This is a genomic window from Dokdonella sp. (assembly GCF_017744955.1).
Classification (GTDB): domain Bacteria; phylum Pseudomonadota; class Gammaproteobacteria; order Xanthomonadales; family Rhodanobacteraceae; genus Dokdonella_A.
Window position 1 is genome coordinate 527,206 of the sequence record NZ_JAGIAG010000003.1, and the last position, 21,724, is coordinate 548,929.

Annotated in this window: 14 protein-coding genes; 10 read left to right on the top strand and 4 right to left on the bottom strand. The window is 69.2% G+C overall.

Annotated features, from left to right (window positions below; genetic code table 11):
• Position 1: 1 nt before the first annotated feature.
• Complete coding sequence (locus J7520_RS10475; protein WP_291187817.1) at positions 2-1,849, bottom strand: peptidase M61; 1,848 nt, start codon at positions 1,847-1,849, stop codon at positions 2-4.
• Positions 1,850-2,089: 240 nt separating this feature from the next.
• On the opposite strand from J7520_RS10475, the gene J7520_RS10480 reads away from it, so the two are divergent.
• Together J7520_RS10480 and phaZ are read left to right on the top strand one after the other, a co-directional pair.
• Entirely contained in the window at positions 2,090-4,786 is a 2,697-nt protein-coding gene (locus tag J7520_RS10480) for a hypothetical protein (protein WP_291187709.1), read from the top strand.
• A 263-nt stretch (positions 4,787-5,049) separates the two neighbouring features.
• Positions 5,050-6,297 carry a polyhydroxyalkanoate depolymerase gene (gene phaZ, locus J7520_RS10485; RefSeq protein WP_291187712.1) on the top strand — a complete coding sequence of 416 codons (1,248 nt, stop codon included), beginning with the start codon at positions 5,050-5,052 and terminating at the stop codon, positions 6,295-6,297.
• Positions 6,298-6,352: 55 nt separating this feature from the next.
• On the opposite strand, the gene J7520_RS10490 is transcribed toward phaZ, so the two are convergent.
• Together J7520_RS10490 and J7520_RS10495 are read right to left on the bottom strand one after the other, a co-directional pair.
• On the bottom strand, positions 6,353-6,766 hold the full coding sequence (locus tag J7520_RS10490) for a DoxX family protein (protein WP_291187715.1): 414 nt from the start codon (positions 6,764-6,766) through the stop codon (positions 6,353-6,355).
• Between the two features lie 127 nt (positions 6,767-6,893).
• Positions 6,894-7,706 carry a DUF4349 domain-containing protein gene (locus tag J7520_RS10495; RefSeq protein ID WP_291187718.1) on the bottom strand — a complete coding sequence of 271 codons (813 nt, stop codon included), beginning with the start codon at positions 7,704-7,706 and terminating at the stop codon, positions 6,894-6,896.
• Positions 7,707-7,820: 114 nt separating this feature from the next.
• Between J7520_RS10495 and J7520_RS10500 the strand changes: the two genes are divergently transcribed.
• A complete protein-coding gene (locus tag J7520_RS10500) occupies positions 7,821-8,759 on the top strand; it encodes a peptidylprolyl isomerase (protein ID WP_291187721.1) in 939 nt (312 codons plus the stop codon).
• A 227-nt stretch (positions 8,760-8,986) separates the two neighbouring features.
• Here J7520_RS10500 and J7520_RS10505 read toward each other — a convergent pair whose 3' ends face one another.
• Positions 8,987-9,862, bottom strand: coding sequence for a neutral zinc metallopeptidase (locus J7520_RS10505; protein ID WP_291187723.1), 876 nt, complete (start codon positions 9,860-9,862; stop codon positions 8,987-8,989).
• A 200-nt stretch (positions 9,863-10,062) separates the two neighbouring features.
• On the opposite strand from J7520_RS10505, the gene J7520_RS10510 reads away from it, so the two are divergent.
• The 7 genes from J7520_RS10510 to J7520_RS10540 all read left to right on the top strand — a co-directional run bounded on the left by J7520_RS10510 (position 10,063) and on the right by J7520_RS10540 (position 21,626).
• A complete protein-coding gene (locus J7520_RS10510; RefSeq protein ID WP_291187726.1) occupies positions 10,063-11,697 on the top strand; it encodes a tetratricopeptide repeat-containing sulfotransferase family protein in 1,635 nt (544 codons plus the stop codon).
• Positions 11,694-13,271 (top strand): sulfotransferase, encoded by a 1,578-nt coding sequence (locus J7520_RS10515; protein WP_291187729.1) that lies wholly within the window; start codon positions 11,694-11,696, stop codon positions 13,269-13,271. The genes J7520_RS10510 and J7520_RS10515 overlap by 4 nt, the downstream gene beginning before the upstream one ends.
• A 6-nt stretch (positions 13,272-13,277) precedes the next feature.
• Positions 13,278-14,537, top strand: a complete 1,260-nt coding sequence (locus tag J7520_RS10520) for a sulfotransferase (protein ID WP_291187732.1) — start codon at positions 13,278-13,280, stop codon at positions 14,535-14,537.
• A gap of 136 nt (positions 14,538-14,673) precedes the next feature.
• On the top strand, positions 14,674-16,239 hold the full coding sequence (locus tag J7520_RS10525; protein WP_291187734.1) for a tetratricopeptide repeat-containing sulfotransferase family protein: 1,566 nt from the start codon (positions 14,674-14,676) through the stop codon (positions 16,237-16,239).
• 335 nt (positions 16,240-16,574) lie between these two features.
• On the top strand, positions 16,575-20,405 hold the full coding sequence (locus J7520_RS10530; RefSeq protein ID WP_291187737.1) for a hypothetical protein: 3,831 nt from the start codon (positions 16,575-16,577) through the stop codon (positions 20,403-20,405).
• A 236-nt stretch (positions 20,406-20,641) separates the two neighbouring features.
• Positions 20,642-21,310 carry a ribonuclease T gene (gene rnt, locus J7520_RS10535; RefSeq protein WP_291187740.1) on the top strand — a complete coding sequence of 223 codons (669 nt, stop codon included), beginning with the start codon at positions 20,642-20,644 and terminating at the stop codon, positions 21,308-21,310.
• 31 nt (positions 21,311-21,341) lie between these two features.
• Positions 21,342-21,626, top strand: coding sequence for a zinc ribbon domain-containing protein (locus J7520_RS10540; protein ID WP_291187743.1), 285 nt, complete (start codon positions 21,342-21,344; stop codon positions 21,624-21,626).
• The last annotated feature ends 98 nt before the right edge of the window (positions 21,627-21,724 follow it).

The following is a 21,724-nucleotide window of genomic DNA, read 5'->3' on the forward strand; positions in this document are numbered from 1 at the left end:
CCTACTTCCTCGGCGCCAGGATCGCGCTCAGGCGATCGGGCACGCCGGCGATGCGTTCCAGATGCGGATACTTCAGTCCTTCGCGGTAGTCGACGCGCACGCTGCGGTACTCCTCGCCGTTCTTGACCAGCAGCTCGATCGGCGCCTTGCCGTCCTTGGTGGCGGCGACCGCGTCCTTCAAGCGCTCCGGCGAGAATTCGCGGCCGTTGACCGCGACCACGGCACTGGTCGGCGCGATGCCGGCCTTGAACGCGGGACCGTTCCAGCGCACGTCGGCGATCTTGCCGCCGTTGCTGCCGATGGTGATGCCGAGCGAGGCGGAGTAGTCGAGCGTCTTGCGGTCGGATTCGTTGTTCTTCTGGTAGTCGCTCGGCTTGTCGGTGTAGACGAGCTTCCAGCCGACGGCGGCGAGACCGTCCAGCGGCGGCGCGGCGGCGTCGAGGCGCTCGCGCAGGAACTTCGCCCAGTCGTAGGCGGCGACGCCGTTCAACGCGGCGACCACGTCGTCGAACAGGTACGGCTTGACCGCCATGCTGCCGTCGTCGACGCCGAAGAACGCCGCGGCGAAATCGTCGAGCGCGCGCTTTTCGCGGCTCAGCTCGCGCAGCTTGGCGTCGACCGCGAGCCACAGCAGCGCGCCGGCGCTGTAGTAGTCCTCGCTCATCTGGTAATTGCGGTACGGCAGCGGGCGGCGCTGCGCGACGATCGGATCGTTGGTCGTGTCCTGCAGCGTGCGCCAGGCGAAGCCGGGGCGATTGTCGGTGTAGGTCGCGGCGATCAGCGCGAGATCGTCGCGCGCCTGCTCCGGCGTCCACAACCCGGCGCGCGCGGCGAGCACGTTGCCCCAGTACTCGGTCTGCCCTTCGTAGACCCACAGCAGCGAATCCTGCATCGGCACGTTGAAGGTCGGCGTCGCCAGATCGGCGGGCCTGCGGAACTTGCCGTTCCACGAATGCGTGTACTCGTGCGCGAGCAGGTCGCGACCCGGCGCGCGCCGCTCCCATTCGGTGAAGTAGCCGGGCTGGCGGGTGTTCTCGCTCGAGCGATGATGCTCCAGGCCGATGCTGCCGAGCTGGTCGGTCAGCGCGAACAGGAACTCGTAGCGATCGTAGTGCTGCGAACCGAACAGCTTGCGCGCCTGCTGCACGAGGCGCTTGTGCGCGTCGATCTGCTCCGGCTTGAAGTCCAGGCTCTTGGCTTCGTCGGCGAACAGGTTCAGATGCACCGGCGCCGGCGTGCCGCCGAGGTCGACGCGCTTGTAGTGGCGCCCGGCGAACATCGGCGAGTCGACCAGCACGTCGAAGGTGACCGGCTTGAACGCGACCGTGCCGTCGGCGCCGGTCGCGTTGCCGCTGCCCTCGCTGCGTTCGAGCGCGGTGCCGAACTGCCAGCCGGACGGCAGCTTCACGCTCGGCGCGACGGTGACGCGGCTCGAATAGTGCCCGGCCGGATACAAGGCCACGGTGTTCCACTGCAGGTTGAGCAGCTCCGGCGTCATCACCATGCGGCCCTGGCTCGGTTCCTGCGGCGACAGGAAATCGAATTCGAGCGACAGGCTGGCGACGCCCGGCGGCACCTCGAGATGGAACGCGTACACGTCGACCGGATCGCGCTTCCACGCGATCGGCTGGCCGTTGCCGCGAATGATGAGCCCGGCCAGCTTGTCGATCGGCCCGCGCGGCGCGTGATTGCCGGGCAGCCACTGCGGATAGAGCAAGGTCAGCGGTCCGGCGGCGACCGGAATCTCTTCGCGCACGCGGAAGATGCGGCGGCCGACGTCGCTGGCGTCGACGTCGAGCCGGATGGTGCCCGGATAGACCACGTCCGCCGGCGCGGGAACCGCGCGCATGCCTTCGTTCTGCGCTTCAGCCGTACCGACGATCGCCGCGCTGCCGACCGCGCACGCGACCAGCCATCTCCATCTCTTCGCCATCCGAACTCCCGCTTTTGATTCTCGTTGAATTACGAAATCCCTCGTCCTACCATCCGCCGCGGAGACGAGCACGCATGAGCCCATCGACCGAAGTCGATAGAGACTCAGGCGCGGGGACATGCTTTCGATATTCGCACACTCCCGGGAGGAGGACGCATGACGAAGGTCGCGGTAGGCGTGGCATCGCTCGTCGTAGTCTCGCTCGTCGCCGCAGGATTCCTGTGGCATCGCCCACGGCACGAATCCTCGCCGTCGCGCCCCGTCGAACGACCGATCAAGCTGTCGCCGGCGGCCGCCGGCACCGGCTACTGGAACTGGCGCGCGACCTATCCGACCGGACAGTTCCACTCGCGCTGGCTCGTCGACGCGGCACGCCAGCACGAGCGCATGAACAAGAGCCGCCCGCGGACGGCAGCGCGAGCGCAGGCGCCGGCCGGCGTGCTGAATCCGGACCAGGTCACGCCGCTCGGACCCGCGCCGCTCGACGCCGGCACCGCCTACAACTTCGGTCTCGTCGGCGGACGCGTGAACACCATCGTCACGCATCCGACGCAGACCAACATCGCCTGGTTCGGCTCCGACGGCGGCGGCGTGTGGAAGACGACGAACTGCTGCAGCGCCGCCACCACCTGGCAGCCGAAGACCGACTCGCCGAGCATCGCCAACATCGCCATCGGCTGGCTCACGCTCGACCCGAACGATCCCGACGTGCTCTACGCCGGCACCGGCGACTTCCGCCGCAACCGTCCGTTCACCTTCGGCGCCGGCGGCCTGCTGAAGAGCGCCGACGGCGGCGAGACCTGGCAGGTACTCGGCGAGGACGTGTTCAATCCCGTCTACACCGAACCCGCCGGCGAATTCCCGCAGTACCGCGCGATCAGCTCCGTCGCCGTCGACCGCCATCAGTCGGCGCGCATCGCCGTCGCCACCAACCAGGGCGTGTACTTCAGCCAGGACGGCGGCACGAACTGGGACGGACCCTGCTACACGAACGCGTTTTCGACGCAGCGCCAGGACGTCACCAGCCTGGTCGCGATCGACACCGGCGGCGGCACCGATCTGGTCGCCGCGGTCGGCACGATCGGCCGCTATTCCGGCGTGCGCTACGACCTGACCGAGAACGGCGCCAACGGCCTCTATCGCACGGCGATGCCGAGCAGCGGCTGCCCGGCCTCGTGGACGCTGATCTCGCGTCCCGACAACGGCTGGCCGGCCGGCACCGGCAGCGGCGTGCCATCCACCCAGCCGGGCGGCAACCCGCTGCGTCGTCTCGACCTCGCACTGGCGCCGAGCGATCCGAACACGATCTACGTGCAGGCGATGCGGCTCGGCGTGTGGCGTTCCACCGACGGCGGCGCCAACTGGACCAACATCGCGGTGCCGCCGGCCGACTTCGCCAGCGGCTGCGTTGAGGATCCGTACGGCAGCGGCTACATGTTCGAGGACTACAACGCCGGCCTGCTGGTGAGCCCGACGACGGCGCAGACGCTGTTCCTGAGTTCGACCGACGTCTGGCGCTCGACCGACGGCGGCGACACCTTCCGCAACCTGACCTGCGGTTACGGCGAGATCGTGCCCGGGCAGTACGGCAACGTGCACGTCGACAACCACGCGCGCGCGTTCGTCGGCGGCGATCCGAACCGGCTGCTGGTCGGCAACGACGGCGGCGTCTACTACAGCGCGAACGCGCTCGCCGCGCAGCCCGACTTCGTCGCGATGAACCAGGGCACGAGCACCATCGAGTTCTACTCCGGCGACATCACCGCGCGCTTCGACGATCCGGCCACGACCGAACGCGGAATCATCGCCGGCGCCCAGGACCAGGGCGGCGCGACGCACACCTGGAGCGGCGGCGCCGCGCCGGGACCGTCGGTGTGGACGCTGCGCTTCGGCGGCGACGGCACCTTCAACAAGATCGAACCGGTTCTCGGCCAGCGCTGGTACTACACGGCGAACGGTGGCTACGTGATGGCCAGCACGACCGGCCCGGAGGTCGAGCCCGACCAGATGGTGTCGCCGTACGACGAGAAGACGTTCGAACTCTGGCAGGGCGACCGCACCGGCTTCCTGATGCACCTGGACCTCTACAAGTTCGGCGGCGCGGACACCTGCCCGCCGGCGAGCGGCTGCCAGCGCATGCTCGCCGGCACCTTCCGCGTGTGGGAATCGCTGAGCGGCGGACTGCCGAACACGTCCTGGTACCCCAACAGCCCGGACCTGACCAAGAACCTGCCGGAAGACTTCTACGACCTCTCGATCGTCAACAAGGTGCGCTACGCCTACTCCGATCCGACGCGCGCGATGGTCGGCACCAACGACGGCAACGTCTGGGCCGGCTTCGGCCTCGGCGCGGGCACGGCCGATTCGGCCACCTGGGTCGACCTGACCGGGGCGAACGCGGTGCTGCCGAACCGCCCGGTGATGGACGTGACCGCCGATCCGACGCAACCGCTGATCGCCTACGCCGCATTCGCCGGCTTCGACCAGAACACGCCGACGACGCCGGGCCACGTCTATCGCGTCGACTGCACGGCGAACTGCGCCGCCTTCGCCTGGACCGACAAGAGCGGCAACCTGCCGAACGTTCCGGTCAACGCGCTGCTGATCAATCCGCACCGCCCGGCGCAGGCCTTCGCCGGCACCGACTGGGGGCTCTACTACACCGACGACATCGGCGCGGCCGTGCCGGTGTGGAACCGCTTCGACGCGGGCCTGCCGTCGGCGATGATCTGGGACCTGGTGATCGACCGCGGCGCGACCACGCTGGCGATCTTCACGCGCTCGCGCGGCGCCTACGTCTGGCCGCTGCCGCAGGGCGACGTGATCTTCCGCGACGGTTTCGAGGAAAACTGAACGAGCTTCGGCAAGCGCACCTCGAGCGCGCCCCGTCTTCCCGCGAAAACGGGAGCGGGCCTTCCGGCTGCCGACGGGACAGTCGCCCGTTTCGTCGTCGATCGCGCCGGGTACACGCCGAAGGAGATCCCCTCTTTCGCGCAGATTGACCGCCATCGGGGTTTTCTAAGGGCCCGCATGCGACCAAAGGCTACTTTTCGCATACGCCATCCGCGCATGCGATGGCCTAGAATCGCCTGTCGCACTGCAACAGGAACACCCGGATGCTGTACCACCTGCATGAAATCAACCGCGCCCTGCTCAACCCCTGGGTGACTTGGTCGGGCGCGGCCGCGCATGCGCTGTCGGCACCGGACAACTGGCTGTCGAAGATGCCGGGGGTGGATCGCATCGCCGCCGGCTACGAGCTGTTCTACCGGCTCGGCAAGGACTACGAGAAGCCGGCCTTCGGCATCACCTCGGTCAACGCGCACGGGCGCGAAGCGGCGGTGATCGAGGAGCGCGTGATCGAGCTGCCGTTCTGCCACCTGCTCCACTTCAAGCGCGCCAGCGACGATCCGGCCGCGCTGCGCCAGCTGCGCGACGATCCGACCGTGCTCGTCGTGGCGCCGCTGTCCGGTCACCACTCGACCCTGCTGCGCGACACCGTGCGCACCTTGCTGCGCGACCACGACGTCTACATCACCGACTGGGTCGACGCGCGCATGGTGCCGCAGGACAAGGGCGCATTCGGCATGGACGACTACGTCGCCTACGTGCGCCGCTTCATCACGCACCTCGGCGCCGCCGAGCTGCACGTGATGTCGGTGTGCCAGCCGACCGTGCCGGTGCTCGGCGCGGTGTCGCTGATGGCCGCCGCCGGCGAGACCACGCCGCTGACCCTGACCATGATGGGCGGCCCGATCGACGCGCGCAAACATCCGACCCAGGTCAACGACCTCGCCACCACCAAGCCGTTCTCGTGGTTCGAGACCAACGTGGTCTTCGACGTGCCGCCGAACTACCCGGGCAAGGGCCGCAGGGTCTATCCCGGCTTCCTGCAGCACGCCGGCTTCGTCGCGATGAATCCGAGCCGCCACTTCACCGCGCACTGGGACTACTACCAGGATCTCCTGCGCGGCGACCTCGACGACGCCGCCGCGCATCGCCGCTTCTACGACGAGTACAACGCCGTGCTCGACCTGCCGGCCGAGTTCTACCTCGACACCATCCGGCTGGTGTTCCAGGAGTTCTCGCTGCCGCGCGGCACCTGGATGGTCGCCGGCGAACGCGTCGCGCCGGAAGCGATCACCGGTTCGGCCCTGCTGACCATCGAAGGCGAACTCGACGACATCTCCGGCCTCGGCCAGACCAAGGCCGCGCACGATCTGTGCAGCGGCATCCCGGCCGAGAACCACAGCCATCTGGAAGTCAAAGGCGCCGGACACTACGGCATCTTCAGCGGCCGCCGCTGGCGCGAGATCGTCTACCCCGACGTGCGCGACTTCATCCGGCGCTTCCACAAGGGATGACGCCGTGCTCCACGGCGCGCGCGGCCGTGCCGCGCCGCCGTCCCGGATCGATCCGTCAGGACTTGCCCAGCGAATAGCGGCCGGCGCCGACGATCGCCAGCAGCAGCAATCCGCCCATGATCGACAGGTTCTTCAGGAACTGGGTCTGGTTGAGGGCGCGTTCGGCCGCATCCATCGCCCAGAACGGATGACCGAGGATCGCGGTGCCCGCGACGAACACCATCATCAACAACGCCAACGGCCGCACGCGGAACCCGACCAGCAAGGCGAGCCCGACCAGCACCTCCATCGCGATCGCCACCGCCGCCGCGACCGACGGCATCGGCGCGCCGACGTAGTTCATGTAGCTCACGGTGCCGGCGTAGTCGGTCAGCTTGCCGAACCCGGAAATGACGAACAGCATCGTCAGCAGGATGCGCGCGAGCAGAATGAGCGCGTCGCGGTACCGCTCGATCAATCGGTCGATCATGACACCCTCCCGTCAGGAACTGACCGGGCCATGATACGGCAGGCATTCGCGACGGGCGTCGATATCGGCTACCGCTGCCCGCGGCCGTGGTTGCCAGGCGAAACGGCCTGTCTCCCCGGGTACGACCTCATCGACCCGCGGACGAACGCGCATCACGCGGCCGCGTGGCCCGCCGCCACAGCCATCGCACCAGCAGGAGCAAAGGAAAGCCGAGCAGGAGGAAAGGCAGCAGGTAGCCGACGTACTCGATGGCGTCGGCGACGCCTTCGCTGAAGGAGTCCCACAGATTGCGCAGCGCGCCGACGATGCGCGAGCGGTCGGCCTCCACCGAAGGCGCGACGAAGTCGATCGTCAGGCGATTCGTCTCGATGCGCCGCCGTTGCTGCGCCGATTCCTGCTCCACCGCGTCGAGCTGGACTTCCAGCCCCGCCAGTTCGCGCGCCAGCGCCAGGCTGTCGGCGACCGTCAGGTCCTTGCGCACCTGCAGCTCTTCGAATTTCGTGCGCTGCCGCGTCAGCAGCTCGCGCTGCTTCACGTTGTCCGCGACGGCCTGGGCGAGGTCTTCGGCGCTGGTCTTGCGCGACCGGATCGCGCCGCCCTGCGCCGCGAGCTGGACCAGCGGCTCGACGCCGGCCGGCACGATCCGCACGACGATCTTGCCGGCCGTATAGCCGCCGGAATCTTGCTCCAGGGAAAGCAGGCTGCAGGCGCCGAACCGTTCACTGGCGCAGGCGTCGCGCACCGCCGCGATCTGCGCCGGGATCGCATCGCGCCGATCGAGCCCGACGCGGACCGCGTGCTCGTACGCCAGGAATGCGCCGGCCTTGGCTTGCTCGCCGGACACCGCCGTCTCTTGCGGCGGGGCAGGCACGGCCTTCTTCTTACACGCCGGCAGAACAGCCAGAGCGACGACCAGCAGGACGAGCCATCGTAGACGCATGTCATTCCCCTTCCGCTCGCCGCATGCTAGCTCAATCGGGAGCGTCGCCTGCCGCGACGGGCGTCGCGCGCGATCGGTTACAGTCTCCGGCCATCGTCGCCATCCGGGGTTTCCATGAATCCGCTGAGTCGGACCTCCGCCGCAATCCGCTGCGCCCTCGCCGTCGGCGCGCTGTCGCTCGCCCTCTGCGCCACCGCGCGGGCCGAAACCAAGCCGCCGACGATGCAGCAGGTGCTGGAGGCGTCGAAACCTTCCGACTGGCGCCCGCTCGATCCGGAAAACACGCTGTATCTCGATCTGGCCGCGGGGCGTGTGGTGATCGAACTCGCGCCCGCCTACGCGCCGCTGCACGCGCAGAACATCCGCACGATGGTGCGCGAACACTACTTCGACGGCCTGGCGATCCTGCGCGTGCAGGACGGCTTCGTCACGCAGTGGGGCGATCCGAACGCGGAGGACAAGGACAAGGCGCGCACGCTCGGCAAGGCGAGCAAGACCCTCGCGCCCGAATTCGAGCGCGCGATCGCCAAGGACCTGCCGTTCACGAAGCTGCCCGACGGCGACGTCTACGCGCCCGAGGTCGGGTTTTCCGACGGCCTGCCGGTCGCGCGCGACGCCAAGGCCGGCAAGACCTGGCTGGCGCATTGCTACGGCATGGTCGGCGCGGGCCGCGATGCCGGCGTCGACAGCGGCAGCGGCGCCGAGCTCTACGTCGTGATCGGCCACGCACCGCGCCAGCTCGATCGCAACATCGCCCTGGTCGGCCGCGTCGTGCAGGGCATGGAGTGGCTGTCGGCGCTGCCGCGCGGCAGCGGGCCGCTCGGCTTCTACGAGAAGCCGGAGCAGCGCACCTCCATCAAGTCGGTGCGCCTCGCCGCCGACGTACCCGAATCCGAGCGTACGCCGCTGCAAGTCCTGCGCACCGACACGTCGACCTTCACCGCGCTGGTCGAGTCGCGCCGCAATCGCCGCGACGACTGGTACAAGGTCCCGGCCGGCAAGATCGACCTGTGCAGCGTGCCGGTCCCGGTGCGTGCGGTGCCTGCGAACTAATTCCGCGAGTCGAGAAGCGGGACGCGGATCGAACCGATGGCCGCGGATAAAGCAGTTCTCGAACAGAGAAAATCTTTATCCGCGTGAATCCGCGTAATCCGTGTCCAAGCTCTCCACGCGACGCCATGCGGAGCCACGGGCCGGAGCGAACGAGGATCGAGGTCGCCCCTGTTTCGGAAGCGCTCCATCCGCGTCCATCGGCATGATCCGCGTCGAAAAGCCTTGAATCAAAGCTGCGCCGCGGAGAAGGTGTCGCAGCTCTTGATGTCGCCGCTGCTCAGCCCCTGGCGGAACCAGCGTACGCGCTCGGCCGAGCTGCCGTGCGTGAACGAGTCCGGCACGGCGTAGCCGCGCGCGCGCTTCTGCAAGGCGTCGTCGCCGATCTGGTTGGCGGCGTTCAACGCCGCCTCGACGTCGCCGGTCTCCAGCCAGTTCAGCTGCTGCTGCGCATGGTTCGCCCACACGCCGGCGAAGCAGTCCGCCTGCAGTTCCTGGCGCACGGAAAGCCCGTCGGCGCCCTGCATCGGCGCACCGCGGCGCGCCTGGTTCTCGACCTGATCCATCACGCCGACGAGATTCTGGATGTGGTGGCCGACCTCGTGCGCGATCACGTACGCGCGCGCGAAATCGCCGGCCGCCTGGAAGCGCTGCTGCATCTCCTGGAAGAAGCCGAGATCCAGATAGACCTGCCGGTCGCCCGGGCAGTAGAACGGGCCCATCGCCGAGGACGCCGCGCCGCAGGCCGACTGCACGCCGCCGCGGAACAGCACCAGCTTCGGCGCCGGATACTGCTGGCCGCTGGCGCGGAACATCTGACCCCAGACGTCCTCGGTCGAGCCGAGCACCTTCTTCACGAACAGGGTCTGCTCGTCGTTGCCGGCGGGCGTGGTCTGCTGCGGCGCGTCCACGCCGCCGTCGCCGGACATGCTGCCGAGCAGTTGCAGGATCTCGCCGGGGTTCTTGCCGAACAGCAGACCGACGATCACCACCAGGATGATGCCGCCGAGGCCGAGTCCGCGACCGCCGCCGAAACGAGGCCCGCCGCCGCCACCGCCGTCGTCTTCGACCACATTGTCGCTCGCGCGACCCTTCTGCCAGAGCATCGTCGTTGCCCTCAATCGTTTTCCGGTCATCCGGCCGGGCGGACACTACTCCGCCGCGCGCGCGCCTCGCAAGCGGATTTGCCGCGCTTCTGCGGCGCCGGTCCGGACCCGCACGAATTGTTCACACGTCGGCGCCATCCCGCTGGTCGGTGTGACGCGCTCTGCTATTCTCGACCGCCCTTTTCGCATTGCTTCCGCACATGGCCGAACCTCTGCAGCGCATTCCGGTGGGGGCGACTCCATCCTCGCCGCGGCGCCTGACGCCGGCGGACCGCCTGGCCGGACTTCCGACCGAAGGCGTAGCCGCCCTGGTCGAGGCGTCGAACCAGCTCGGCGCCGGCCGCTTCGACGACGCACAAGGCGCGCTCGAACGCGTCTTCGCGCTCGATGCCGAACACGCCGAAGCGCTGCGCATGCAGGCCGTCATCCTGTCCAAGCGCGGGCGACGCGACGAGGCGATCGCCTCGCTGCGCCGAGCGCTGCGCCGGCAACCGCACGATCCGCTGATCCTCAACCATCTCGGCGCACTGCTGCACGAGACCGGCGACGCGGCCAACGGCCTGATCCTGCTGCGGCGCGCCTGCGAACTGGATCCCGCGCTCGCCACCGCCTGGCTCAATCTCGGCCGCGCGCTGACGGACGAGTCGCACGTCGAGGAAGCCGCGGCCGCGTTCGAGCGCGCGCTCGCCTGCGACCCGCGCAACGTCCCGGCGCACATCGCGCACGGCGACATGCTGAAGTCGCTCGGCCGCACCGCCGACGCGGCGGCGGCGTATCGCAGCGCGATCCGCGTGCAGCCGGACTCCACGCGCGCCTGGTTCGGCCTCGCCGACCTGAAGACCGAGCGCCTCGACAAGGACGAGATCGCCGCGCTGGAGCGCCTGTACGCCGAACCGAAGCTCGACGACGGCGACCGCGCCTTCGCCGGCTTCGCGCTGGGCAAGGCGCTCGAAGACGAGACGCGCTACGCCGAAGCCTTCGAGGTGTTCTCCAAGGCCAACGCGATCTGGCGGCGCCGCGTGCAGTGGAACCTGCCCGAGTTCGGCGCCCTGCTCGACCGCTTCACCGACGCCTTCGCCACCCCGCCGGCCGGCGCGCCCGACAGGACGCTCGGCCAGGAAGCCGTCTTCATCGTCAGCCTGCCGCGCTCGGGCTCCACGCTGACCGAACAGATCCTCGCCGCGCATCCGGACGTCGAAGGCGGCGGCGAAGTGTCGGATCTGGTCGCCACGATCCAGGCCGAATCGCAGCGTCGCGGCGAGGTGTTCCCGAACTGGGTGCCGCAGATGACGCCGGAAGACTGGCAGCGCCTCGGCCACGACTACCTCGCGCGCACCGCGCACTGGCGCAGCGGGCGCAAGCGCTTCACCGACAAGGCGCTGACCAACTGGCTGTTCCTCGGCGCGGCGCTGGCGATGCTGCCCGGCGCGCGCTTCGTCAACTGCCGGCGCGATCCGGTCGAGACCTGCTGGTCGTGCTACAAGCAGCTGTTCGGCCGCAACCCGCACCCGTTCAGCTACACGCTCGAGGAGCTCGGCGCCTACTGGCAACACTACGACCGCCTGATGTCGTTCTGGCACGCGCGCTATCCGGGCAAGGTGTACGACCAGGTCTACGAAGACCTGCTCGCCGACCCGGAAACGCAGGTGCGCCGCTTGCTGAGCTTCTGCGACCTCGACTTCGACCCGTCCAGCCTGGCCTTCCACAAGGCCAAGCGCACCGTGCGCACCGCCAGCGCGGCGCAGGTGCGCGAACCGCTGCGCGGCGATACCGCACGCGCGCACCTGTACGGCACGCTGCTCGATCCGCTGCGGCGCAGCCTCGGTCTGTCGTGAACGCTGTCGTCGAAACGCCGCTGCCGCCGCGCTGCGCGCAACTGCTGCGCCGCGCCGGCCACTGGATCGAGCATGGCGAGTTCGCCGCCGCCGAGCGCGCGCTGATCGAAGCGCGCCAGCGCACCGGCGACCACGCCGACGTGCTGCGTACCGAAGCCGCCCTGCTGCGCGCGGGCGGCAACGCCGCGGGCGCGGCCCTGCGCCTGCGGCGCGCGCTGGAGCTGCGTCCGGCCAATGCGCCGCTGCTGATCGACCTCGGCCTCGCGCTGCGCGAAGCCGGCGACGCGCAGTCCGCCTACGCCGTGCTCTCCGAAGCGACGCAGCGCGACCCGGATTCGCCGCGCGCGTGGTACCGGTTCGGCGAACTGCTGCGCGACGGTTCCTATGCGGAACGCGCCGAAGAGGCGCTGGCGCGCGCCCGCGCGCTCGCGCCGATGCACCGCCAGACCTTGTTGCTGCACGCGGACATCCTGAAGTCGCTCTGCCGCGATGCCGAGGCGGCCGCCGAGTACCGCGAGCTGATCCGGCTGAGCCCGCACATCGGCGAGGCCTGGCACGGCCTGACCAGTCTCGCCACGCAAACGCTCGACGCCGACGAACTGGCCTGGCTGCAGCGCCTGCCGTCCGAACCGCAGCTCGACGACGAGCAGCGCATCCACGCCGGCTTCGCGCTCGGCACGGCGCTGGAGCGGGCGGGCCGGCACGCCGAGGCCTTCGCGGCCTTCGTCGAAGCCAACCACCGCCAGCGCGCGCGCATCGACTGGGACGCCGCCGCCTTCGGCCGCGAAGTCGACGGCTGCATCGTGCCCTTCGACGGCGCCGGTGCGACGGCCGCGGACGAGGAACTCGGCCACGAAGTCCTCTTCATCGTCAGCCCGCCGCGCTCGGGCTCGAGCCTGACCGAACAGATCCTCGCCTCGCATCCGCAGGTGGAAGGCGCCGGCGAGCTGCCGGACCTCGCCGAGGTGCTGCAGGAAGAATCGCGCCGGCGCGGCGCACCGTTCTTCGACTGGGCCGGTTCGGCCGGCGCCGACGATTGGGCGCGACTCGGCCGCGACTACCTCGAACGCACGCGACGCCGGCGCGAGGCGCGGCCGCGCTTCGTCGACAAGGCACTGCCGAACTGGCAGCTGATCGGCGCGATCCGCGCGATGCTGCCGGGCGCGCGCATCGTCGAATGCCGGCGCGATCCGCTGGAAGCGGCGTGGTCCTGCTTCAAGCACCGATTCCCCGACGGCAGCACGCGCTACGCCTACGAGTTCGACGAGCTCGGTGCGTTCTGGCGCGACTACGAGCGCGCGATGGCGCACTGGCATCGCCTGCATCCGGACCGCATCCACGTGCTGTCGCACGCCGCGCTGCTGGCCGACCCGGACGGCGAAATCCGCCGCCTGCTCGACGCCTGCGCGCTGCCGTTCGACGAGACCTGCCTGCGCTTCCACGAAACCGCGCGTCCCGTGCGCACGCTGAGTTCGACGCAGGTGCGCCGCCCGCTGCAGCGCGACGCCACGTACGCGAGCGCCTACGGCGACCTGCTCGATCCGCTGCGAAGCGCGCTCGCCGGCGCGCGCTGAGTCGCGATGTCGATCGACGTCGACGTCGCGACCTGGCTCGATCGCGCCGCGCAGGCGCAGGAGAACGGCGAGCTGGACGAGGCCTGCTCGCTGCTGCGGCAGGCGATCTCCGCGGCGCCGCAACAGCCGATGATCCGCGTCAAGCTGGCCGACGCGCTGCTGTTTCGCGGCGACGTCGCGGCGGCGGCCGGGGAGTACCGCGCAGCGTTGCGACTGCAGCCACGCTGCGGTCCGGCCTGGTGGGGACTGGCTGGCATCAGGACCGAACGCCTCGAGGCGGACGAACTGGCGCGCCTGGAAACGCTGGCCGGCGACGCCACGCTGGCGGAACCGGACCGGATCGCGGTCGGCTTCGCGCTGGCCAAGGCGCTCGAAGACGAACGACGCTACGCCGACGCGTACGCGATGCTGCTCGACGCGAACGCGCGCCAGCGGCGCCGGATCGACTGGAGCGCGAATGATTTCGTCGCCCGCGTCGAGCGCATGCTCGGATTGTTCACCCCGGACGTCGCCGGCGCCGCACCGGCGGAACTCGGCCGGGAAGTCATCTTCGTCGTCAGCCTGCCTCGCTCGGGTTCGACGCTGACCGAACAGATCCTCGCCGCGCATCCGCAGGTCGAGGGCGCCAGCGAACTGGGCGACCTCGGCGCGGTGATCGCCGAGGAATCCAACCGCCGGCGCGAGAAATTCCCGGACTGGGCGCTACGGGCGGATTCCGCGGACTGGAGCCGCCTCGGCCGGCGCTATCTCGAACGCACGGCGCGCTGGCGCCGCCAGCGCCCGCGCAGCACCGACAAGATGCCCAACAACTGGCTCTATCTCGGCGCCGCGCTGGCAATGCTGCCGGGCGCATGCGTGATCGACTGCCGGCGCGATCCGCTGGAGATCGCGTGGTCGTGCTTCCGCCAGCTGTTCTCGCAGGGCGCACCGTTCGCCTACGATTTCGACGACCTGGCCGCCTACGCGTACGCCTACGATCGCGCGATGCGGCATTGGCGGGCGCTGTTCCCGCAGCGCATCCGCACGCAATCCTACGAAGCGCTGCTGGCCGATCCCGAAGCCGAGATCCGCGCCCTGCTCGCCTTCTGCGGATTGCCGTTCGATCGCGCCTGCCTGGACTTCCACAGCGCGGCGCGCGCGGTGCGCACCGCGAGCGCCGCGCAGGTGCGCCAGCCGCTGCGCGGCGATACCGCGCGCGGCGATCGCTACGGCCACTTGCTGGACCCGCTGCGCGAGGCGCTGCGTCGCGCGCAGGCACGCCGCTAGCCGTGCGCCCGTGCGCGGGCGGCTTTGCTATGCTGATTCTTTCCTTGCGTTGACGCCGTCCATGAGCACTCCGACGTCCGAGCCCATCGCGGCCGAGCACACCGATTCGACATCGCACGCGGATGGCGCCTCTGCGATGGACCAGCGCCTGGCTGGCCTGCCGGTACGCGCGCTGCGTCTGCTGCGCGCGACGCGCGAGGCGATCCAGCAGCAGCGAGCCGACGAAGCCGACCAACTGCTCGCACGGGCGCAGACCTGGGCCGGCGGCCATCCGGAGTACCTGCGCCTGCTCGGCGTGACGCGGCACCTGCAAGGGCGCCCGCAGGAAGCGGTCGACGTGCTGCGCCGCGGCCTGGAGATCGCGCCCGGCGACGCGCTGCTGCTGATGAACCTCGGCACCGCGCTGCGCGCGACCGGCGACCTGCGCGCGGCCACCGTCGCGCTGCGGCGGGCATGCGAGCTGGCACCGGAGCACGCGCCGGCCTGGTACAACCTCGGCCGCGCGCTGGCGCAGGACGCGCGCTCGGGCGAGGCGCTCGACGCCTACGAGCGCGCCTTGCAGCTCGACCCGGCGCACGGCGGCGCGCTCATCGGCTATGGCGACGCGCAGCGCACGCTCGGCCGCATCGACCAGGCCGCGGCGGCCTATCGCGAGGCGCTGAAGCAGCCGAACACGACGCGCGCCTGGGTGCGCCTGGCGAACATGCGCACGATCCGGTTCAGCGCCGAGGAGTCGGCCTGGCTGGAGCGGCTCTACGCGGCCAAGACGCTGCCGGAGGCCGATCGCATCAGCATCGGCTTCGCCTACGCCAAGTCGCTCGAGGACCAGCGCCGTCCGATCGACGCGCTCTCCGTGCTGAACACGGTCAACGCGTCGAAGCGGCGCCAGCTGCACTGGGACGCGCCCGCGCACAGCGCAATCACCGAATCGATCCTGCGCGCCTTCAGCAGCCCGCCGGCGACCGCCGCGCCGAAGGAGATGGGGCGCGAGGTCATCTTCATCGTCAGCCTGCCGCGCTCGGGCTCCACCTTGACCGAGCAGATCCTCGCTTCGCATCCGCAGGTCGAAGGCGCCAACGAACTGAGCGACCTCGAGATCGTGATCGAGGCCGAAAGCCGCCGCACCGGCCGGCCGTTCCCGGCCTGGGTGGCGCAGGCGACGCCGGAGGATTGGCGCCGGCTCGGCCAGGACTATCTCGACCGCACGCAACGCTGGCGCCGCGACCGCCCGATCTTCACCGACAAGGCCTTGTCGAACTGGCGGCTGATCGGCGCCGCGATGGCGATGCTGCCGGGCGCCCGGGTGGTGAACTGCCGTCGCGATCCGGTGGAGACCTGCTTCTCCTGCTACCGGCAGCTGTTCGCGCAAGGCCACGCCTATACCTACGACGTCGACGAGCTGGCCTCGTTCTGGCGCGACTACGATCGCGCGATGCGCTTCTGGCACGCGCGCTACCCGCATCGCATCCGCGACCAGGTGCTGGAGGAGCTGGTGCAGGATCCCGAGGCGCAGACCCGCGGCCTGCTCGACTTCTGCGGCCTGCCTTTCGACGCGGCCTGCCTGCGCTTCCACGAGACGCCGCGCAACGTGCGCACGGTCAGCGCCGCGCAGGTCCGCCAGCCCTTGCAGGCGAGCGGCGGTCACGCAGCCAGGTACGGCGACCTGTTGAGTCCGTTGCGCGCGGCGCTCGGCACGCGCTAGCCGACGCGATCACGCCCCTGGCCCGTCTCCGCATCGCGTGTCCGCGTGCGGAACGGGCGATCTTTCCTTGCCTTCCGCCCGCCCCGCCTCCCCATGCGCGGTGGCGTCACCGCGGGTGGCGGGAAGCCTCGAAATCGCGCCACGGCCGGGTGCCGGCGCGAGCGCCGCCGTCACTTTTTTTCCGCCCCCTAGACGAGGCAAAAAGCGCGCCGCATCACACTCGCCTGCGGCCCCACGACAATTGCTGCGTAGCAAAATTCAATTTAATTGTCACGTAGTTCATGGTCTGTTACGTTCGGTCTGTTTCATCGGCCACCTCATGGGGAGTTTCGCTCATGCGTAAAAGCACTATTGCCATTGGCATCGCAGCGGCGTTGTCGGCGCAGGCTTTCGCCACGCACGACGCTGCAGCTGCAGCAAGCAAGAACACCAAGACCTCCAAAGCCACCGGTCCGATCCAGTCGGCCAACCGCTTCGCCTATCCACGCCACGTGCAGCCGAACGGCAGTACGGTTCTCTACTCGCAGACCACGGGTACCTACGACGGTAGCGCGGTCACCTCCAACTCGATCTCCACCGACGATTTCGACTCCTTCGCCGCCGATGATTTCACCGTCACGGATGCGGCCGGCTGGAACGTCAGCGCATTCAATTTCAACGTGTCCTTCAGGCAGTTCTCGGCGGATCCGGGGACGACCTACAACGTGCACGTCTATTCGGACGCCTCCGGCGTTCCCAACGACACGGCGGCCGCGCTCTGCGGCGGCGACGACCTCGCCGGCACGCTGAGCAGCAGCGATACGGCGCTCAGCGTCGCCCTGCCGGCGGCGTGCTCGCTGCCCGCGGGTCACTACTGGGTCGTCCTGCAGGCCAACATCAACTTCGCCACCGCCGGCAACCAGATGTACTGGTCGGCGTTTTCGCCGGCCACGGTGCCCGGAACCGTCGCGCAGTGGAAGAATCCGGGTGACGGATTCGGCTCCGGCTGTACCTCGTGGGGCCCGACCACTGCCTGCGACCTGACCGGCAACACGTTCGGCTTCGAAGTCGTCGGCGCGGTCGGCGGCGGCGGCAATACCTGCCCGGCCGGCGGCATCTGCCTGACCGTGACGCTCGGCACCGACACCACCGCGGGCGCCTGCGGCACGGCCGATACGCTCGACGCGACCGTCGGCGACCAGGTCAACTTCTGCTACACCGTCGAGAACAACACCTCCGGCTCGCTCGACTACCACACGCTCAGCGACAACATCAACGGCGAGATTTTCCGCCTGATGAACCAGCCGCTGGCGGCCGGCGCGACCTACCAATACAACCGTATCGTCACGGCCGGCGCGACCGAGACCAACACGGCGACCTGGACCGCGCAGGACGAGCTGCCCGGCTACTCCTCGACCGTCACCACCGGCGGCGGCCCGATCACCGACCGCATCTTCTGCGACGGCTTCGACGGCGCCGCGTGCGGCAACGGCGGCGGTGGCGGCTTCATCGACATCAGCAGCACCGGCACCGCGCTCGGAATCGACGACGACGGCTCGGCCGCCGTCACGATGCCGTTCTCGTTCAACTTCTACGGCAATACCTCGAACCAGATCTGCGTCGACAACAACGGCCTGATCCTGTTCGGCACCACCACCTGCCCGACCAGCGGCCTGTTCAACAACGCGGCGCTGCCGACCACCAGCCTGCCGGCCGCCGCGATCATGCCGCTGTGGGACGACTTCGACAGCGAAAGCGGCGAGGTCTACTACGCCACGCAGGGCACGGCGCCGAACCGCAAGTTCATCGTCGAGTGGTACCAGCGCGCGCACTACAACGGTGCCAACAACACCGACACGGCGACGTTCGAGGCGATCTTCGACGAGGCGACCGGCAAGATCTCCTTCGAGTACCTGGACGTCGTCTACACGGCGGCCGGAAGCGGCGATCCGGCGAACTGCGACAACGGCGTGTGCGCGACGATCGGTCTGCAGAACGATCCGACCCTGGCCAACCAGTTCTCCTTCAACCAGGCCTCGATCGCCAACAACACCGGCATCGACTGGGAAGCGACCGATCCGCAGATCTTCACCTCCTCCGACACCGTCACGCTGAACGTCGGCGCGCCCGACATCCAGGTCGCCCCGACCTCGATCAGCGGCACGGCGCCGGCCGGCGGCACGTCGGCGACGACGCTGGACATCTCCAACGTCGGCAATCGCGACCTGGTGTGGTCGATCGGCGAAGCCGGTCCGGCTTCGCACTTCCCGATCGGTCCGCGCTACGTTCCGACCACGCGCAAGCCGGGTGAGCGCATCACCGCGGCGAACCGCCCGAGCAGCCTGCAAGGTGGCCCGACCAAGCCGGCCACGCAGCAGCGTCTGCAGCCGCAGCCGCAGGGCGCCGGCGTGCCGGCGTACGCCTTCAGCATCCAGTCGTCGACCAGCGGCAAGTGGGTCTCGTTCGACGCCACCGCCCCGGGCACGCTGAACACGATCGCCACCAGCAGCGAGATCACCTTCAGCGGTGACTTCGTCGCCGACGACTTCAGCAAGGAATACTTCATCGCCTATCCGTCGGGCGATCTGAAGACCGTCGACACCACCACCGGCGCAACCGCCACCGTCGGCTCGACCGGCCTCGGCGACCGTCCCCGCGACCTGGCCTGGGACGCCACCACCAACACGCTGTTCGGTGCAGTGGTCGACGGCGACGTCGGCACGGATCTGTACAAGTACGATCCGGCCACCGGCGCGCCGACGCGCATCGGCGCCATCAGCGGCGTCGGTGCCAGCGGCTACTCGTTCGTGATGGGCCTGGCGGTCGACAACAACGGCCTGATGTACGGCGTGGAAATCGTCTCGGCCTCGCTGATCGCGGTCGACAAGACCACCGGCGCGGCGACCACGGTCGGCTCGCTCGGCATCGACACGCGCTTCAGTCAGGCGCTTTCGTTCGATCCGAACACCAACACGCTGTACCTGATCGAGGGCCAGACCAACAACATGTACACCGTCGATCTGACGACGGGTGCAGCGACCCTGGTCGGCGCCACCGGTACCTCCTCCGATCTGCAGGTGGCCGCGTTCGCGATCGCCCTCGGACACGGACCGTGCTCGCAGCCGCAGGATCAGCCGTGGCTGTCGGTCGCGCCGACCAGCGGCACGACGGCGGCCAGCGGCACCGATCCGGTCACGGTCACGCTGAACGGCGCGGGCCTCGCCAATGGCGACGTCAGGAACGGCACGCTGTGCGTGCGCAGCAACGATCCGGACTCGCCGCTGGTGCAGGTACCGGTGCAGATGACGATCGGCAACCCGCCGCCGCCGGCACCGAGCGCCGCGAAGGCGTTCGCTCCGACCAGCGTCGCAGCCGGCAGCGCCAGCACGCTGACGATCACGCTGAGCAACACGCAGGCAGGCGTGGCCACGCTGAGCGCTAACCTGGTCGACACGTTCCCGAGCGGCCTGGTCATCGCGGCGACGCCGAATGCGTCCACCACGTGCGCCGGCGGTGCCGGCGTCACGGCCACGGCGGGCGCGGGTTCCGTGACGCTGGGCACGGGTGCGGCCATCCCGGGCTCCGGCTCGTGCACGGTCAAGGTGGACGTGCAGTCTGCCACGGCGGGTTCGTACAACAACACGATCCCGGCCGGCGGCCTGCAGACCGACCTCGGCAACAGCGCTGCGGCGGCGTCCGCGAGCCTCACCGTGACCGGTGGCGGCAACCCGAACGTCGTCGACAGCGGTGTGGTGAACCTCGCGATCGCGCAGGACACCAACGGCCTGTACATCAACTGGCTCACCGGTGCGACCTGCAGCACGGCGTCGGGCGGCGGTTGCGATGCCGGTCCGTACACGTTCAATGCGTACGGCTCGACCAACCTGAGCTTCTTCTGGTCGACGGGCGTCAGCGATGCGGCAGCACAATGCGTCGTGACCGGTACCAACTGCACCGTGCTCGCCTCCGGCGCGACGGTCGGCCCGGCCTCCACCTGGGGTGACGGTGCGGCGAACTCGTTCCGCGTCGGCGGCACGATGTACGTCGGCTTCAAGTTCACCAACACCAATACGAGCCAGGTCAACTACGGCTATGCCAAGCTCACGACCACCGGTCCGAACGGGACTCCGGCGACGCTGAACCAGTACTGGTACGACCGGACGGGCGCGGCGATCACGATTCCGTAAGCAAACCGATATCCTGAGTCACTCCGAGGCGGGGGAAACCCCGCCTCTTTTTTTGATTTACTGGTGCGATCGTCCGTGATCGCCACGTGCCCGAAGTCGCAAGCACGCGAAAGGACGACTCCGTTCCGGAATCCAAAGCGGCCATCCCACGGTCGCACTTCTCATCAACGGCAAACGGCGGCGGCCAGCACGCGCGTCGCGCGGCACGCAGCGGCGGCGCTTGCTATGCTCGCCGGATGACTATTCCCACCCCCGCCACGCGCATGGCGCAGCGCTTTCGAGGCTTCCTGCCCGTCGTGGTCGACGTCGAGACGGGTGGTTTTGATTGCGAGCGGCACGCCTTGCTGGAGATCGCAGCCGTGATCGTGCGCATGGACGAGGAAGGCCTGGTGCATGCCGAGCCGACCGTTTCCACGCACGTCGAGGCGTTTCCGGGCTCGGAGCTCGATCCGCGCTCGCTCGAGATCACCGGCATCGACCCGGACCATCCGTTCCGCTTCGCGCTGCCCGAACGCGCCGCGCTCGACCACATCTTCAAGCCGATCCGCGCCGCGATGCGCGAGGCGGACTGCCAACGCGCGATCCTGGTCGGCCACAACGCCGCGTTCGATCTCGGCTTCCTCAACGCCGCGATCCGCCGCACCGCGCACAAGCGCAGCCCGTTCCATCAGTTCAGCTGCTTCGACACCGTCACGCTCGGTGGCCTGGCCTACGGCCAGACCGTGCTCAGCCGCGCGGTCGAGGCGTCCGGGGAACACTGGGACGTACAGGCCGCCCATTCGGCCGTGTACGACGCCGAACGCACGGCCGAACTCTTCTGTGGCGTGATCAACCGCTGGAAGCAGATGGACGACTACTTCCGCACCCACGTCGGTCCTTCGAGCACCGGCGTCGTCGAGACTTGATCGACGGCGCCTGCGGGCGCATCTTCCGCTCATGCCCATCTACGAATACGCCGCCAGCACGGAACGATCCTGCGCGACCTGCCGCGACGGCTTCGAGCGTCTGCAGAAGCTCGCCGACGCGGCATTGACGGAGTGCCCCGACTGCGGCGCGCCGATACGCCGCGTCATCTGCGCGCCGCAGGTCATCGCGGGCCAGGGCCACGTGCTGCGCGAGAGCCACGTCGCCAAGCACGGCTTCACGCAGTACCGCAGGGTCGGCAAGGGAAAGTACGAGAAGACCGCAGGCAAGGGGCCGGACACGATCAGCGGCGATTGAGCCGGATCGGTTTTCCGCGTCCGAGATTCAGCCTGCGAAGCGGCGGCGACCGATCGTAATTTCTTGCGGGCGGTTCGAATAACGAAACCGCGTCGTCG